We start from the raw sequence: 13,858 nt of genomic DNA on the forward strand, positions 1-13,858 counted from the left end.
TGCTTCCAGCGACAAGGAGACAAGTTTCATGAGCATCGACAACCCGACCCAGCCGACCATTCCGACCCTGCCCGACGACACCCAGCCCGGCGCCGTGCCGCCGATGGGTCCGGGGACGGCGCGGCCCGACAACGAAGACTTTCCGCTCGAGCCCGACAGCCCCGGCAAGGCGCCGGATTTCCCGCCGGGCCAAAAGTCCTTCCCCGATAATGTCGAGCCGCCGGCCGACCATCCGCAAAGCCAGTGATCAGCCGAGGAGGGCCAGCGTGCGCTGGTCCTCTTCGCCACGGTTGAAAGCGCCGAGGGCTCTCGGAAAGAGAGACTCGTCGGGAAGGGCGCGGGCAAAGAGCGTCATCGAGGAAATGAACTTCTTGTCGTCCGGCGTGCCGAAGATGGTAGTGAGATCGCGCGGCGCGGCCCCATCGGGCGCATGCAGCAGCACCGCTTCGGTGCATTCGCGCAGGCGCGCGCCGAGCACCGGATGGGCGGCAAAGGTGCGGGCTTCGTCGAGGCTTTGGAGCGCATAGTTACGCGCCATCTCGCTGTGGCCGAGCCCGGCGAGCTGGGGAAAGATGAACCACATCCAATGGCTCTGTTTCTGGCCAGCGCGCAGCTCGCCCACGGCTTCGGGGTAGACCCGGTCCTGCGCCCTAAGGAATTTTGCGACCAGCGCGCCTTGGGGCTCAGCGGCGATTGCCATGAGGATCCTTCTTGCCGATCTTGTCGGCGTCGTCCTCTTTCGCGAACTCGCCGGCCGGCTGTTCGGTGTCTTCGCGCGTATCGTTGAGCGACTTGGTGTCGTCGTCCTGCTTGGCATTGCCGGGCTTTTCGGTTCGGGGCATGGCGCATCTCCTTGTGTGTTTGGGGAACGGCGCAAGCGGGCGGCGGTTGCGCGGAGGCGAGCAGACGCGCCGGACGGCGGGACGCCTCCGGGTGTGCGGCAGATGATGGTGCCCCGAGACGGTTTTCGCCTCTTGAGTAGTTTTGTGTTGAGACAAAGACCGTCTCGAGGCGCCGGGTTTTCTGGCAGGCAGCGTCTTAGGGGAGGATTACGCCTCCCCGTCCGCGGACCCAGACTCCGGAACGATTCAGAGCCCTCCCGACTGTCGCCGGACGGTTGATCGTTGCAACCCCATCTCCACCCGGCTGATGCGGGGAGAATAGCGCGGGTTTTTGGCACGGGGATAAGCGGGACAAACCTTTCCTCTCCCGCAGGCGGGGGAGGAAAAAGAGGTGTGATCGTTCTTGTTTCGTTCTCGTGCTACTGTGTCGCGACGGAGACTGATTCATGCCCCAACCCTATCGCGGAGAACGGCCCTATCCGGGCAAGGAATGGACGCTCAAGCATGCGGCCGATGACGGGCAGATCGTCATCTGCAAATGCGGCCTGTGCAAGCGCGAGGTGCGGTACCTGGCAACCGACCTCATCCAGTTCTTCGCCCCCAGCCGCGACGCCCTCGACCCACCCTTCGGCTGCGCCAATTGCGGCCCGGACGGCTGGGTCCGCGTGACGCTGACCTATCCAACGACCTGGGACTATGGCGTGCTCATGGTGCGGCGACCGGGCGAGGTACGGCAGATCCAGACGTGGAAGTGGGTGAAGCTGGGTGACTAGCCTGCGGCGGCACGCAAAATCGCTCCAGTGGAGCGATTTTAGCAGGCTAGGCCCGGAGAGCTGCGCTCGCAGGGCGGGAGGGTGTCACAACCACCAGCTGTCACCCCGGGCTTGACCCGGGGCCCAGCTACGGAGCGCGCCGCAACCTCTATGCCCTAAACAATCACCTCAAGATAGGCCCCGGCCTTCGCCGGGTAACAGCCGGTGGGTGTTGTTGCATTGTGCCTAGGTTGAAGCACTGCGGGGGCTTCGTCTACATCATGGTCAATCGCAAGCCAGACTTGGAAGTGGGTGAAGTTGGGCGAATAAAGAGGGTGTTCGCTAGATGATCCCACAACCACCAGCTGTCACCCCGGGCTTGACCCGGGGCCCAGCTACGGAGCGCGCCGCAACCTCTATGCCCCGCACAACCACCTCAGGATGGGCCCCGGCCTTCGCCGGGGTGACAGCCGGTGGGTTTTATTGCATTGTGCCTCGGTTGAAGCACTGCGGGAGCGCCGGTGTACTTCGTCTACATTATGGTCAATCGCAAGAACGGTACGGACTATACCGGCGTCACCAATGACCTTGTGCGCCGCACCTATGAACATCGAGAGGGGCTAGCGCCCGGCTTCACCAAGACCAATGGCTGCAAGCGGCTGGTCTGGTACGAGACGCACGATGACATAAGCGAGGCCATTCTTCGGGAAAAGCGCATCAAGCGGTGGTTGCGAGCGTGGAAGGTGCGGCTGATCGAAGAGCAAAACCCCGACTGGAACGATCTCTGGTGGGAAATCACGGGGCAGCGCGAGTGAGGGTGGTTGAAGCACTCCGCTTATCGCATCCACCGCATGTCACCCCGGGCTTGACCCGGGGCCCAGCTCGGAAAGGAGCCGCAACGTCGATGCTTTGAACAGGTACCTCAAAGTAGGCTTGTGACCGCTGGTGAGTGTCAAACGATCTGCTACTTGGGACCTTCCAACAATCTGAACCAGTCTTTGACTGCCAGCTTCAGTCGATCGACTTCGTCCTCAGCTAGCACACCACAATGAGCGATAGGGCCCCTAAGCGTATTCAGAGCAAACATGACACGACCTAAGGCTTTCTCATTGCTCAACATGCCTCCAAACAAAACCCAGTTATGTCTGATGACGTCCCCTAGTTGCCCAAACGAAATAAAATCCAGTTCATTATCTGATCTACTAGTTACCCCAGCTTCACGCTCACGCTGCTGATTTTGCCTGCACTCTTCTTTTGCAGAGTTTGGTGCATGCGCTGCCCACCACCCTACGCCATGTGCTTCTGTTAGGGTGTCGTCGATTAATCGACGGATGTCATTCTCCAGCATGTAGAACAGCCGGTAGTACTCTGCCATTCGGTCGGCTTGCTCGCGCAGGTTACTCGAGAACTGCTCGATTGAACTGCGTGTGACAGGTTCATGCGCTAAGTCAATCTTGCGCGCGGGTTGAGGTATGCGCTCGTCGAGAGCTAATTTAACAGAGGCACACTTTAGAATGAATAGCTCAATCCGATCAACATATATCATCGCATCAGGTTTTCTTTGATGCTTTTGAAAATCGCGTTCAAAACATTAAGATCAGACGTCTCTGGAAGAACTATGTTTATATTGTACGCTAGACGGAGTGGGGCGGTATCCAATCTATCCAGTTCTGGTGTTGGAGGAGGCGCGCGGTCCGGCACCTCTCTTTCGTCAGGGCCAGCAGTCGATTTTGCAACGTCTATATCCTGAGGAACGAAACTCTTGATAGCGTTGAATGTACTGCGTATGAGGCCCGCGACGGCATCGTTGCTCTTTAAGCCGGTAATTTCAACGATGATGTCTTTGATCTTTGCTTCGTCGGCAGCGTGAGCATAATCGCTGCGCTTGAAAATCTCAGCATAGGCAGACCGTAGCCCTTGTAAGGCTGCAGCACCTTGGCCTGCCTCCGTTCGGAATTTGCCGTAGAGGTCGGTTGGTACGCCCTCCGAGCTCAGAAACCCCATCTTCTTTAGCATTGGTATCGTAGATCTAGCGCCGCCGCCTGACATCTTTAGAACATTAGCTAGAAAGTCTGCGGTGAACTTATCTGGGCGCTGCGCTTCGACCAGCTTCTCCAAGACGCGTTTAAGAGTTCCCGGCGTTGAGATATAGGGAAGATTTCCAGGTATTTTGCGTGGAGACGCGGCTTGTTCTGTCGAAGTCTCCCTTTTGCCTTCATCAGTCGTTTGTGGATTTTCAGCTGCCGCTGTCATAGAAGTCCCCCTGTTGCTGCACAAGAATACTTCTCAGAAGTTCTTAAAAGTCTAGCCTGTTAGTGAGCCTCATCCCAATTCTTCGCCGCATGCGCGTCCACCTGGATCGGCACGGTTAGCCGCACGGCCGGCTCCGATGCGCCTTCCATCACCGTCTTGATCGCCGCCATGGCCGTCTCTTCCGTCCCTTCCGGGACCTCGAAGATCAACTCGTCATGCACCTGCAACAGCATGTCGGCTTCGACGCCGAGGCGCTTGAGTTCGGGTTCCATGCGGATCATGGCGCGGCGGATGATGTCGGCGGCAGAGCCCTGGATGGGGGCGTTGATGGAGGCGCGTTCGACGAAGCTGCGTTCCGAAGGGTTGCCGGAATTAGCGTTGGGGAACTGGATCTTGCGGCCGAAGATCGTGGTGACGTGGCCATCGACTTTGACACGGGCGCGCTGGCTGTCCATGTAGTCCTTGATGCCCGGAAAGCGCTCGAAATAGGTTTTGATATACTCGCCGGCGACCGAGCGCTCGATGCCGAGCTGGTTGGAAAGGCCGAAGGCGGAAATGCCGTAGATGATGCCGAAATTGATGGCCTTGGCGCGCCGGCGGACCTCCGACGGCATGTCCTTGACCGGGACGTTGAACATTTCCGAGGCCGTCATGGCGTGAATGTCGAGGCCTTCCTCGAAGGCGTCCTTGAGCGCGCCGATATCGGCGATATGGGCGAGGAGGCGCAGCTCGATCTGGGAATAGTCGGCCGAAATCAGTATTTTGCCCGGCGCCGCGACAAAGGCGGTGCGGATCTTGCGGCCATCGCCGGTGCGCACCGGAATGTTCTGAAGGTTCGGTTCGTTCGAGGACAGGCGCCCGGTGAGCACCGAGGCCTGCGAATAGGAGGTGTGGACGCGACCGGTGCGCGGATTGATATAGGTGGGGAGGGCATCGGTATAGGTGCCCATGAGCTTGGTGAGCTGGCGCCAATCGACGATGGTGCGGGCGAGCGGCACGCCCTTGAGCGCAAGATCTTCGAGCACGTCGGCGCCGGTCGACCAGGCACCGGTCTTGGTCTTGGTGCCGCCTTCGAGCCCCATCTTGTCGAAGAGGATTTCGCCCAGCTGCTTGGGCGAGCCGAGGTTGAAACTCTGTCCGGCCAGCTCATAGGCTTCGGCCTCGAGCGCGGCGGCGCGCTGGGCGAAATCGCCGGAAAGGCGATTGAGGATCTGCCGGTCGACGGTGATGCCGCGCGCTTCCATGCGGGCCAGGACCGGGGCCAACGGGCGCTCCAGCGTTTCATAAAGCGCGGTGGCGTTTTCGGCGGCAAGGCGCGGCTTGAGCACATGCCAAAGGCGGATGGTGACATCGGCATCTTCGGCCGCATAGCGGGCGGCGGGAGCGATGTCGAGCTGGTCGAAGGTCTTCTGCCCCTTGCCGGTGCCGGCCAGCTCGCCGAAGGTGATGGTCTTGTGGTCGAGCCAATGTTTGGCGAGGACGTCGAGGCCGTTGTACTGCGGGCCATCGAGGGCGTAGCTCATGAGCATGGTGTCGTCGATCGGCGCCATGGCGATGCCGTAGCGCTCGAACACTTCCATGTCATATTTGCTGTTTTGTCCGATCTTGAGGATCGAAGGGTCTTCGAGCACGGGCTTGAGCGCGTCGAGCACGTCGCGGATCGGCAGCTGGCCTTCAACGAGCCCGCCACCGGCAAGAAGGTCGCCCGCCTTGGCGTGGCCGACGGGCACGTAAAAGCCTTCCCCGATCTCGGTGGAAAGGCAGATGCCGACGATATCGGCCTGCTGCGGATCGAGCCCGGTGGTTTCGGTGTCGATGGCGACGTGGCCGCGGGCGTAGATGCGCGCAATGATGGCGCTCAGATCTTCGGCCGTGGTGACCGTACGATAGGCGTCGTAGTCGATCGGGATCGCCTTGATGCGCGCGTGTTCGCTGGCGGCGAAGCGGGCGGGGCCGGTGCCGGGCACGACATTGGCGGCGAGCTTGGCCTTGGCGACGGAGAGGTCGGCAGATTTTTTCGGCGCGCCGATATCCTTGTTGCCGCCGGCCTTCAGATCCGGATCGGGCTCGAAATCATCCGGGTTGGCGTCGAGAATGCCGGCGAGGCGCTTGGTGATGGTGGCAAATTCCATCGCCTTGAGAAAGGAAACAGCGCCGACGGCGCCATTGGCTGGCGCGCGAGGCCATCGAGATCGATCTCGAGCGGCACGGCCTGTTCCAGCGTCACCAATTGCTTCGAAATGCGCGCAAGCTCGGCATTGTCGACAAGCTTCTGGCGGCGGGCCGGCTGCTTGATCTCTTCGGCGCGGGCCAGCAACGTTTCGAGATCGCCATACTGGTTGATGAGCTCGGCCGCGGTTTTGACGCCGATGCCGGGGACGCCGGGAACATTGTCGACGCTGTCGCCGCAAAGCGCCTGCACGTCGATGACCTTATCGGGCGTGACGCCGAACTTGGTGAAGACCTCGTCCGGCCCGATCCAGCGCAGCGGCGGCTGGCCCGGACGGGGAATGGTGTCGAGGAGGCGGATCGAGCCGTCCATTTCGACCAGTTGCATCAGGTCCTTGTCGGAGGAAGCGATGGTGACCTTCCAGCCGCGCGACTTAGCCTGGCAGGCATAGGTCGCCATGATGTCGTCGGCCTCCCATCCTTCCAGCTCGATCGAGGCGATGGAAAAGGCGCGGGTGGCGTGACGGGTGAGCGGGAACTGCGGCACGAGTTCTTCGGGCGCGGGCGGGCGATGCGCCTTGTATTCGGAATAGATATTGTCGCGGAAGGTTTTGCTGGAGTGATCGAAGATCACCGCCACATGGGTGGGCGGCTCGTCGATATCCATGTCCTGCGTCAGCTTGAACAGCATGTTGCAAAACCCCTGGACGCAGCCGACGGGCAGGCCGTCGGACTTGCGATTAAGCGGGGGCAGGGCGTGGAAGGCGCGGAAAATATAGCCCGAGCCATCGACGAGCAGCAAATGCATGAGGACGATTCCCAAAGTTCGTGCCGGGCGACTTTATCGCCTAGAGCGCCAGGATGGCACCCCATTTTGCCAGAGCCTGTCAGCACTGATTTCGGTCGCAGGATCAAGGACCTGACCTTGTTTTGCCACAGTTGGCCGGTATCGGGAAAAGTGGGTAAGCGGCGATAATGCGAGCACCTGCTAAGGGCCGTAGCGCCAAAGGATCGATCTGTGGAAGTCCGTCCGACCCAGGGTTCAGGCGTCACCATTCTGGTGGTCGACGACGATGCGCTGATCACGCTCAATACCGTGGACCAGCTGGCCGATCTCGGTCATTCGCCGGTCGAGGCCTTTTCGGCAGCCGAGGCGCTGTCGATCCTCAAGCAGCGTGACGATATCGGCGCGCTGATCACCGACTATTCCATGCCTGGCATGAATGGCGTGCAGCTGGCGGAAGCCGCGCGCGCTCTGCGCCCCGGCCTGCCGATCCTTTTGGCAACTGGCTATGCGGAATTGCCGGACGATGCACCGACCGACCTGCCGCGGCTCGAAAAGCCGTTTCGGCAGGAAGAATTGGCCCAGCGGATCGCGAGCCTCTTCAATGTCGGTGGAACCGACTAGCGACTAGCGCAAGCCGCTCTGGTCGAGCAGGCCGAGCTTTTTGGCATCGTAGTAATAGCCGCGGGCGTAATACTGCATGGCGCGGTCCGCATTGCCACCAGCGGTGACATAGGCGCCGGCGAGGTAACGCACGGCGTAGCGCAGGTTGGTTTCCGCATCGAGCAGGCCTGAAGCACTGCCGGAAAAACCCATACCGCGCGCGGTCGCGTGGCTGATCTGCATGAGGCCGTAATAGGGTCCGTTGCGGGCGCCGGCATTATAGCCGCTTTCGCGCACGATGACACGACGGACCAGGGCTTCCGGGACATTGTAGGCCTGCGAATAATGGGCGATCAGCCCATCATATTGGCTGCCATCGCTACCGGCATAGGCAAGGAGCCCGCTGGCTGCGGCCGGCACGGCGGCAGCGTCCGGAACGTGACCGGCCGGCGTGGGGGCCAGGGACGCGATTGCCGCGGTAGCGGCTTCGCCCGTACGATTGCCGGGCAAAGGCTTGATGCCGGCAACGGTGCAGCCGGAAACCACAAGGGCAAGGGCCAGCGAACCGGCAATGGAAAGCGGCCGAGCTGTCATGCGTTTTCCTCTCTGGAAACCCCGTATTTGCGGGAGTTAACCGTCAATCGCGGCACGACGATGGCGGAATTGGGGCTGGGTTGCAAGTCATCAGGCATGGGCAGGCTGTCCCGCCAGGCTGAGCGTTGCGATGAAGTGAAGCTTGCGCTCGAAGATGGCACTGGCCGGAAACGGATAAAGCCCGAGCTCCTCCTGCCAGGAGGAGGTGCGCAGTCCCACGTCTTCGAAAATCTTGGTCCACTCGGCACGGGCCAAGTAATTATAGGGCAGACGCACACCGTGCCCGCGATTGCCGACCCAATCCATCAGCCGCAGGGTCTCGCGGGCAGCCAGGCCTTCGCGCAGGTGATCCTTGATGACGATGCCTGCTCGGGCAACGCGCGCCGCCTCGCGCAGAACCAAGGCGGGATCGTCGGTGTGATGGAGAACATCGACGATGGTAACCCAATCGACCGACTGGTCGGCATAGGGAAAAGTCACGCCGTCATAGCATTGGGCCGGGATAGCGACCTGCGGCCGCAAGAAGACATCGATGCCCTCTAACCGCAGACCAGGCTTGATGGCCATGATCGCCTGCGCAATCTCGCCATTGCCGCAACCTACATCGAGCACCGTGCCGCTCTCGGGCAAAACACGCGCAAGCTGGCTGGAAAGCACCGTGACGCGCCGCCGGAACACTACCGTGTCATGCGCGGCATTGAGGGCGGCTTTGGCCAGATGCATCGGGAACCCCATTTCGTTGGATCTATTCTAGCCAATCTTAGTTAACGCGTCGCCAACCAAGCTGCTGAGCCTCGCCTTTCAGGGCTAATTAAGCTCGTCGCGATAGATGTTTACCAACGGGGCGGGGTAGACGTGATGGGCTGGTTGGAGCGGAAGTGGGTGCAGATCGGCCTGATCTGGCTTGTGCTTGTGGCAGCTCTATCGATCGCGGCGGTCCGGCTCGGCAATGCGCCCAGAGTTACCGGCGACGACGCCATGCGACTGGTTGGGGCGATCGACCTTTTCAACGGTCAGTCATGGTTTGACACCATGCAACACCGTGACAACACGCCTTTTGGGGCGCCGATGCACTGGTCCCGGCTGATCGACGCACCATTGGTTGCACTAATGGCCCTATTTACACCTCTCGTGGGAGCATCGGCGCCGCTCTGGGCAGCTTTCGTCTGGCCTCTTCTCGTGCTCCTGGCCGTCGTCGTGCTTGTCGCTGCGGTGACCGAACGCGTAGCCGGCGAAGGGGCACGTCTGCCGGCGCTGGCGCTTCTGGCAATGTGCCTCGCCGTATACACTGAGTTTATCCCCGGCCGCGTCGATCACCACAACGTTCAGATCGCGCTTACGCTTCTGATGATGCTGACGAGCATTGAAGGACGCGCCGACCCGAAATGGGCTGTTGTCGCGGCTGCGGCGGCAGCGACGGGCCTCGCGATCGGTACCGAAGCCTTGGTCTCCGTCATCACGGTGCTGATCTGTTTTGCGCTTTACTGGGTAGTCGATCCGCAGCGCAGCAGAGCAGCGGTGCTCGCATTCGCGGCAAGCTTTGCCATGGCGGTGCTGCTGCTTTTGCTGACGACGACCGATCCGAACGCCTGGTTGGTTCCTGCCTGCGATGCTCTTTCCGCTACCTATGGCGTGGCGGCAGTCGGGTATGCTGCTGCGATATTGATCGCGGTATCGCTTACGGCCTGGCTCAAACATCCAGCGCTGCGCCTGGCTGTACTGGCGGTGCTCGGGAGTGGGGTCCTCCTGGGGCTGCTTTCAATGTTCCCAGCCTGCCGAGCGGGGCCCTATGGCGATCTCGATGCCGATCTTGCGGTGATCCTGTTGTCCACGATAGGCGAGGCGCAACCGATCTGGGACTGGAATGCTCAGATGCGTAGCGAGCTTTCGCTAATCTTGACCCCCACGCTAGGATTGCTGGCGGTCTTCCTTGCCACGGTCCTGGCGCCAAAACAGCAACGCTGGCGCTGGCTGGTGCTGAGCGGCTTCTCGTTTGCCCTTTTCCTTGTGTTCTGTCTCCAGATCCGTGGCTTCAGGCTGCTGACGGTAGCTGTGATCCCAGGCGCGGCCTGGATCATTGCGGAGGCGTGGGCGTGGTTCAGGGCAAGACAAACCATTGCTACCGCCGCTGTGGCTGGCTTTACTCTAATGGCTTTTTCGGGTGCAGCGCATGTTTCTGTGCTTGGGCTGCTGTCTCCGCCCGCTGGCCCGCCAGCGCAATCGTCGCTAAGCTGGACGGCTTGTCTTGAGCCTCAAGCCTATGAACCCTTGGCCGCACTGCCGCCGGGCAGGGTCATGAGCTATCTTCTGATCGGTCCGTCACTGCTGTTGCAAACGCCGCATCAGGTCGTGTCTGCCGGCTATCATCGCAACGAGCAAGGCTTGCGCGATATGGTGCGGTTTTATCGGGACGGAGAGGCAGAGGCGCAAGCCGTGGTGCATGAGCGCGGGCTCGATTACCTAGTGTTCTGCCGGGGCATTCCCGCCACCGACGGCTTGGCAGGCCTGCCCGATTTTAACGAGCCCACCTGGCCGTGGCTAACGCGGATCAGTGATCCCGAAGCGCCACTCCAAATCTATGCGATCGATTTGAGCCGATCGTCGTAACCGCAAGCGTCCGGCAAGACTTGCACCACATTGCCGGACGAGCGCGATCAGACAAAGCTGTTTACCAGCTGCTCGAGCATACCCCATTGGTCGAGGCGCGGGGCGAGGACGACGAAGGCGGCGAGGAGGACGGTGAAGACTTCGCCGCTACGTTTAAGGCGTCGGCGGACGCGAGTTTGCATATACATTGCCCGATCACCGATCGTTTGCCGGGCGGCCGCGACGCAGCTTGTCGAGGTCGTAGCGGGTGATGCCGATGTCGCCCAGCATCTGGTCGCTGAGGGTTGCGAGCTGGCGGTAGGTGGAACGGTTGCGGCGCTTTTCCAGCCAGGTGTCGATGATGTTCATGAAAGCTCTCCTTGTTTGGTGGGCTCTCTCTAGGGGCGGCGAAACCCGGCCGAACCCCTTGTTTGGGTGGGCCCAATATTTTTTCCGGGTGTCAACCGAAGGTCACGAGAATTGGGAGGATGCCCACTCAAACGGAGGGTGCGGCGCAGGGCTCGGGCATGTTGAAAGCCGGTAAATGGCGATGCAATTGCCTTGATCCTTTCACACCAGATGCGGAGGCCCGCCATGCGGCGCACCCTGATGATTTCGAGCCTTTATGCGGTCAGCCTTGCCATGCTGATCCTGCCCTATGGGCTGATGCAGTAAGACCGACGAGGAGAGAAGCGATGACACACCTGCCCGACGGCGCCGGCTTCAACGAAGCCGATTTTCCCGAACTCGGCGGCGTGTTCCGCGGGCTCGATCTGGCGATCGCCTCGCTTGTTGCGGCCGATCCGGCCTTTCGGCCAAAATCGGCGCGCAAGTGTCCGGCGCGCTCGGATTGGACCGCGACGCGGCGGCGGGCAGCTTAACTTCGTTCCAGCGAAACCGGGTTGGACAAGAACAGACTGATGAGATCGGCCTGCCGGTCGGTTTCGGTTTTGCGGAAGAGGTTCTTGAGCGTGTAGCTCACCGTATTGCGCGAAAGACCGAATTCATCGGCCACCTCGTCGAGCCTCAGGCCGCGCACCAGGGCCAAAGCCAGCCGCGTTTCGGCGGGCGAAAGGCCATAAAGCTGGGCGACGGCACTAGCCGCGTCCGAGGACCGCCATTCCGGATCGGTAACGAAAAGGCCGACCACCGGCTCGCCCGGAGCGGCAGGGCCTTTGCCCAGGGGGCAGGCCACGGCGATCAGGGGGCGCTTGCCGCTGTCGCGCGTAAGGCCTACGGCTTCGCTGCCCTGCCGATTGCCTTCGGCAACGCGGGCAATGGCGATGTCGACGATGTCGCGCAGTGCTTGGGTCTGCTGCGGCTTTTCCCCGCGCAACAGGCCTTCTCGCGAGAGGCTGATGCCGTCGGCTTCGTCGAGCAACTCGTCGGCGCGGCGATTGCGGGAAATGACCTTGCGGTCGCTGTCGAGCAGAAAGACGCCCACGGCGATGCGATTGAGCGCTTCGTCGGCGCCGAGGAGAGCGGCGCGCAGCGACTGGCTTTCGCCTTCGTCTTCCGCGGGCTTGGCGCCTTTAATGCGGCGCACCTGATCGAGCCGGGCGGCAATGGTGATCAGCATCAGATCGAAGTCGATGGGCTTGGTGAGGTAGTCGTCGACTCCCGCTTCCTTGCCAGCAATGATGTCGCGGCGGCCGGCCAGGGCGGTGAGGAAGATGAAGGGCAGGTCGGCGAGTTCCGCCTGCTTGCGCACATGCGCCAGAAGCTCGAGCCCGGACATGCGCGGCATGGTGATGTCGCACAGGACCAGGTCGTAACGCTGCTTTTTGAGGTGCTCGAGCGCTTCGAGGCCATTGCCGGCTTCGTCCACTTCGTAGCCGGCGGCGACCAGTTCCTCGACAATGTCGCTGCGCAGGTCGGCTTCGTCTTCGACACAAAGGATGGAGGCGGTCATGATGGTGCCGTGGCTGCTGCAGGAAGGAAGGAAAGCTTGGTGCCGGTTTCGGGCACCGGCTGGGTGATCGGCATGCGCAGGGTGAAGGTCGAGCCCTGGCCCTCGACGCTGCGGACCTCCACCTTGCCGTGGTGGAGCTCCATGATCTGGCTTACAAAGCTGAGGCCGATGCCGGTGCCGGGAATGCCTTCCGAGGTCCGGGCGCGGAAAAAGCGCCGGAACAACTGTTCCATTTCGTCCGCCGGGATGCCGACGCCCTTGTCGGTGACGCTGATCAGGATGTCGCTGCCCTGGCGGCGGGCCATGATCACGACGGGCTGGCCATCGGTCGAATATTTTAGGGCGTTGGAAACGAGGTTCTGCACCGCCTGTTCGATAAGGGTGAGGTCCGCCTCGATCCAGCCGGGCACATTTTCCATGCGCAGCTCGATGCGCTTCTGGTCCTGCTCGGGCTGGCCGTCGATGACATTGCGCAGGAGCGCCACCGGATCGCAGCCGCGGATGTTGAGGGTGATTTCGCCCTCTTCAAGCCGGGCAGCGTTGAGCGTTGACTCCATGAGCCGGGTGAGGCGGAGGCAGGCGGCACGGATCTTGTCGGCGCGCTGGACGATTTCGGCGACATCCATCTGCGCACCGCGGCGGATCATGCGCTGGGCGCTGGCATCGATAATGGCAAGCGGTGTGCGGAACTGGTGCGAGACGACGGAAATGAAGGCGCGATGGAGGCGCGACACCTGCCGCTCGCGTTCGAGGGCGGATTCGGCGCTGACCATGTTGCGGTGGTCGCGCACCAGCACTGCGGCCATGAGGAGGCCGGCGGCCATGGTGGCCACCAGGGTGCCGAGCACTTCGAACAGGGTGTGGCGGCGCTCGTCGCGGGTTTCACGGTCGCGATCGCGCTTGGCAAACATGGCCGCATTGGCGACGTCGCGAAGGTCGGCGGCAAGCGCCTGCGCCTCGCGATGGAGGGCGCTGATTTCGGCGACGTGGCTGGGCTGGAGGCCGACCATGCGGCCGACTGCGTCGTCGACAATGGTGCGAAATTCGACCAGCTCATCGGCATAGCCGAGGGCCTCCATCTGCCGATAAGTTTCGCCATCTTCGAGCACGGTGATGCGGCTGCTCAACAGGTCGAGCCGCAACTGTGGTTCGTCGATCGTGGCCTGGCCGCGGGCAAAGCTCGAAAGGGCATCGGCATAGCGGATGGCTTCATACTGGCCCTGGCTCGAGAGCCAGACCATGTCTTCACTGATATAATGGACGGTGCGGGTTTCGCTCTGCAACAGGCGGACGCTCGCCGCGATCAACAGGGCGAAAAGGATCCCCATGGCGACCAGCGCCACGAGAAACCGCCTCGTCATCC

At 61.6% G+C, this 13,858-nt stretch carries 18 protein-coding genes; 6 read left to right on the plus strand and 12 right to left on the minus strand.

Translation table 11 applies throughout. From position 1 onward, the window contains the following. The first annotated feature begins 28 nt into the window (after positions 1–28). The gene (locus G5575_RS04890) at positions 29–247 is read left to right on the plus strand and encodes a hypothetical protein (protein ID WP_164533319.1); all 219 of its coding nucleotides are present in this window, start codon (positions 29–31) and stop codon (positions 245–247) included. On the opposite strand, the gene G5575_RS04895 is transcribed toward G5575_RS04890, so the two are convergent. After that, positions 248–700: a DUF1810 domain-containing protein gene (locus G5575_RS04895; RefSeq protein ID WP_164533320.1), complete on the minus strand. Its 453-nt coding sequence runs from the start codon at positions 698–700 to the stop codon at positions 248–250. Further along, positions 684–842 carry a hypothetical protein gene (locus G5575_RS04900; RefSeq protein ID WP_164533321.1) on the minus strand — a complete coding sequence of 53 codons (159 nt, stop codon included), beginning with the start codon at positions 840–842 and terminating at the stop codon, positions 684–686. The genes G5575_RS04895 and G5575_RS04900 overlap by 17 nt, the downstream gene beginning before the upstream one ends. Before the next feature lie 446 nt (positions 843–1,288). On the opposite strand from G5575_RS04900, the gene G5575_RS04905 reads away from it, so the two are divergent. Further along, on the plus strand, positions 1,289–1,615 hold the full coding sequence (locus G5575_RS04905) for a hypothetical protein (RefSeq protein WP_164533322.1): 327 nt from the start codon (positions 1,289–1,291) through the stop codon (positions 1,613–1,615). 500 nt (positions 1,616–2,115) lie between these two features. Further along, complete coding sequence (locus tag G5575_RS04910) at positions 2,116–2,409, plus strand: GIY-YIG nuclease family protein (RefSeq protein WP_328765849.1); 294 nt, start codon at positions 2,116–2,118, stop codon at positions 2,407–2,409. Between the two features lie 149 nt (positions 2,410–2,558). On the opposite strand, the gene G5575_RS04915 is transcribed toward G5575_RS04910, so the two are convergent. The 4 genes from G5575_RS04915 to G5575_RS22125 all read right to left on the minus strand — a co-directional run bounded on the left by G5575_RS04915 (position 2,559) and on the right by G5575_RS22125 (position 6,824). Further along, entirely contained in the window at positions 2,559–2,969 is a 411-nt protein-coding gene (locus tag G5575_RS04915; protein WP_235935595.1) for a Swt1 family HEPN domain-containing protein, read from the minus strand. A gap of 167 nt (positions 2,970–3,136) precedes the next feature. Then, positions 3,137–3,847, minus strand: coding sequence for a DUF5343 domain-containing protein (locus G5575_RS04920; protein ID WP_164533324.1), 711 nt, complete (start codon positions 3,845–3,847; stop codon positions 3,137–3,139). Positions 3,848–3,906: 59 nt separating this feature from the next. Beyond that, positions 3,907–5,979, minus strand: a complete 2,073-nt coding sequence (gene polA, locus G5575_RS04925; RefSeq protein WP_407924841.1) for a DNA polymerase I — start codon at positions 5,977–5,979, stop codon at positions 3,907–3,909. Then, on the minus strand, positions 5,898–6,824 hold the full coding sequence (locus G5575_RS22125; RefSeq protein WP_407924842.1) for a 5'-3' exonuclease: 927 nt from the start codon (positions 6,822–6,824) through the stop codon (positions 5,898–5,900). Before G5575_RS22125 ends, polA begins: the two co-directional genes overlap by 82 nt. Before the next feature lie 210 nt (positions 6,825–7,034). Here G5575_RS22125 and G5575_RS04930 point away from each other — a divergent pair, with 210 nt between their 5' ends. Beyond that, positions 7,035–7,424, plus strand: a complete 390-nt coding sequence (locus tag G5575_RS04930) for a response regulator (RefSeq protein WP_328765850.1) — start codon at positions 7,035–7,037, stop codon at positions 7,422–7,424. Positions 7,425–7,427: 3 nt separating this feature from the next. Here the strand turns inward: G5575_RS04930 and G5575_RS04935 are convergent, their stop codons facing one another. After that, entirely contained in the window at positions 7,428–7,997 is a 570-nt protein-coding gene (locus G5575_RS04935; RefSeq protein ID WP_164533325.1) for a transglycosylase SLT domain-containing protein, read from the minus strand. 90 nt (positions 7,998–8,087) lie between these two features. Continuing rightward, positions 8,088–8,720, minus strand: a complete 633-nt coding sequence (locus G5575_RS04940) for a class I SAM-dependent methyltransferase (protein ID WP_164533326.1) — start codon at positions 8,718–8,720, stop codon at positions 8,088–8,090. 132 nt (positions 8,721–8,852) lie between these two features. Here G5575_RS04940 and G5575_RS04945 point away from each other — a divergent pair, with 132 nt between their 5' ends. Beyond that, positions 8,853–10,604 carry a hypothetical protein gene (locus tag G5575_RS04945; RefSeq protein ID WP_164533327.1) on the plus strand — a complete coding sequence of 584 codons (1,752 nt, stop codon included), beginning with the start codon at positions 8,853–8,855 and terminating at the stop codon, positions 10,602–10,604. A gap of 47 nt (positions 10,605–10,651) precedes the next feature. On the opposite strand, the gene G5575_RS04950 is transcribed toward G5575_RS04945, so the two are convergent. Beyond that, on the minus strand, positions 10,652–10,792 hold the full coding sequence (locus tag G5575_RS04950) for a hypothetical protein (RefSeq protein ID WP_164533328.1): 141 nt from the start codon (positions 10,790–10,792) through the stop codon (positions 10,652–10,654). Between the two features lie 7 nt (positions 10,793–10,799). Next, the gene (locus G5575_RS04955) at positions 10,800–10,952 is read right to left on the minus strand and encodes a DUF1127 domain-containing protein (protein WP_164533329.1); all 153 of its coding nucleotides are present in this window, start codon (positions 10,950–10,952) and stop codon (positions 10,800–10,802) included. Between the two features lie 326 nt (positions 10,953–11,278). Here G5575_RS04955 and G5575_RS04960 point away from each other — a divergent pair, with 326 nt between their 5' ends. After that, positions 11,279–11,464 carry a hypothetical protein gene (locus G5575_RS04960; RefSeq protein ID WP_164533330.1) on the plus strand — a complete coding sequence of 62 codons (186 nt, stop codon included), beginning with the start codon at positions 11,279–11,281 and terminating at the stop codon, positions 11,462–11,464. Here the strand turns inward: G5575_RS04960 and G5575_RS04965 are convergent. Next, the gene (locus G5575_RS04965; protein ID WP_164533331.1) at positions 11,461–12,495 is read right to left on the minus strand and encodes a response regulator; all 1,035 of its coding nucleotides are present in this window, start codon (positions 12,493–12,495) and stop codon (positions 11,461–11,463) included. The two genes, G5575_RS04960 and G5575_RS04965, sit on opposite strands and share 4 nt — an antisense overlap. Continuing rightward, entirely contained in the window at positions 12,492–13,856 is a 1,365-nt protein-coding gene (locus G5575_RS04970) for a sensor histidine kinase (protein ID WP_164533332.1), read from the minus strand. The genes G5575_RS04965 and G5575_RS04970 overlap by 4 nt, the downstream gene beginning before the upstream one ends. Between the last annotated feature and the right edge of the window lie 2 nt (positions 13,857–13,858).

Source organism: Devosia aurantiaca (assembly GCF_011058215.1).
Taxonomy (GTDB): domain Bacteria; phylum Pseudomonadota; class Alphaproteobacteria; order Rhizobiales; family Devosiaceae; genus Devosia; species Devosia aurantiaca.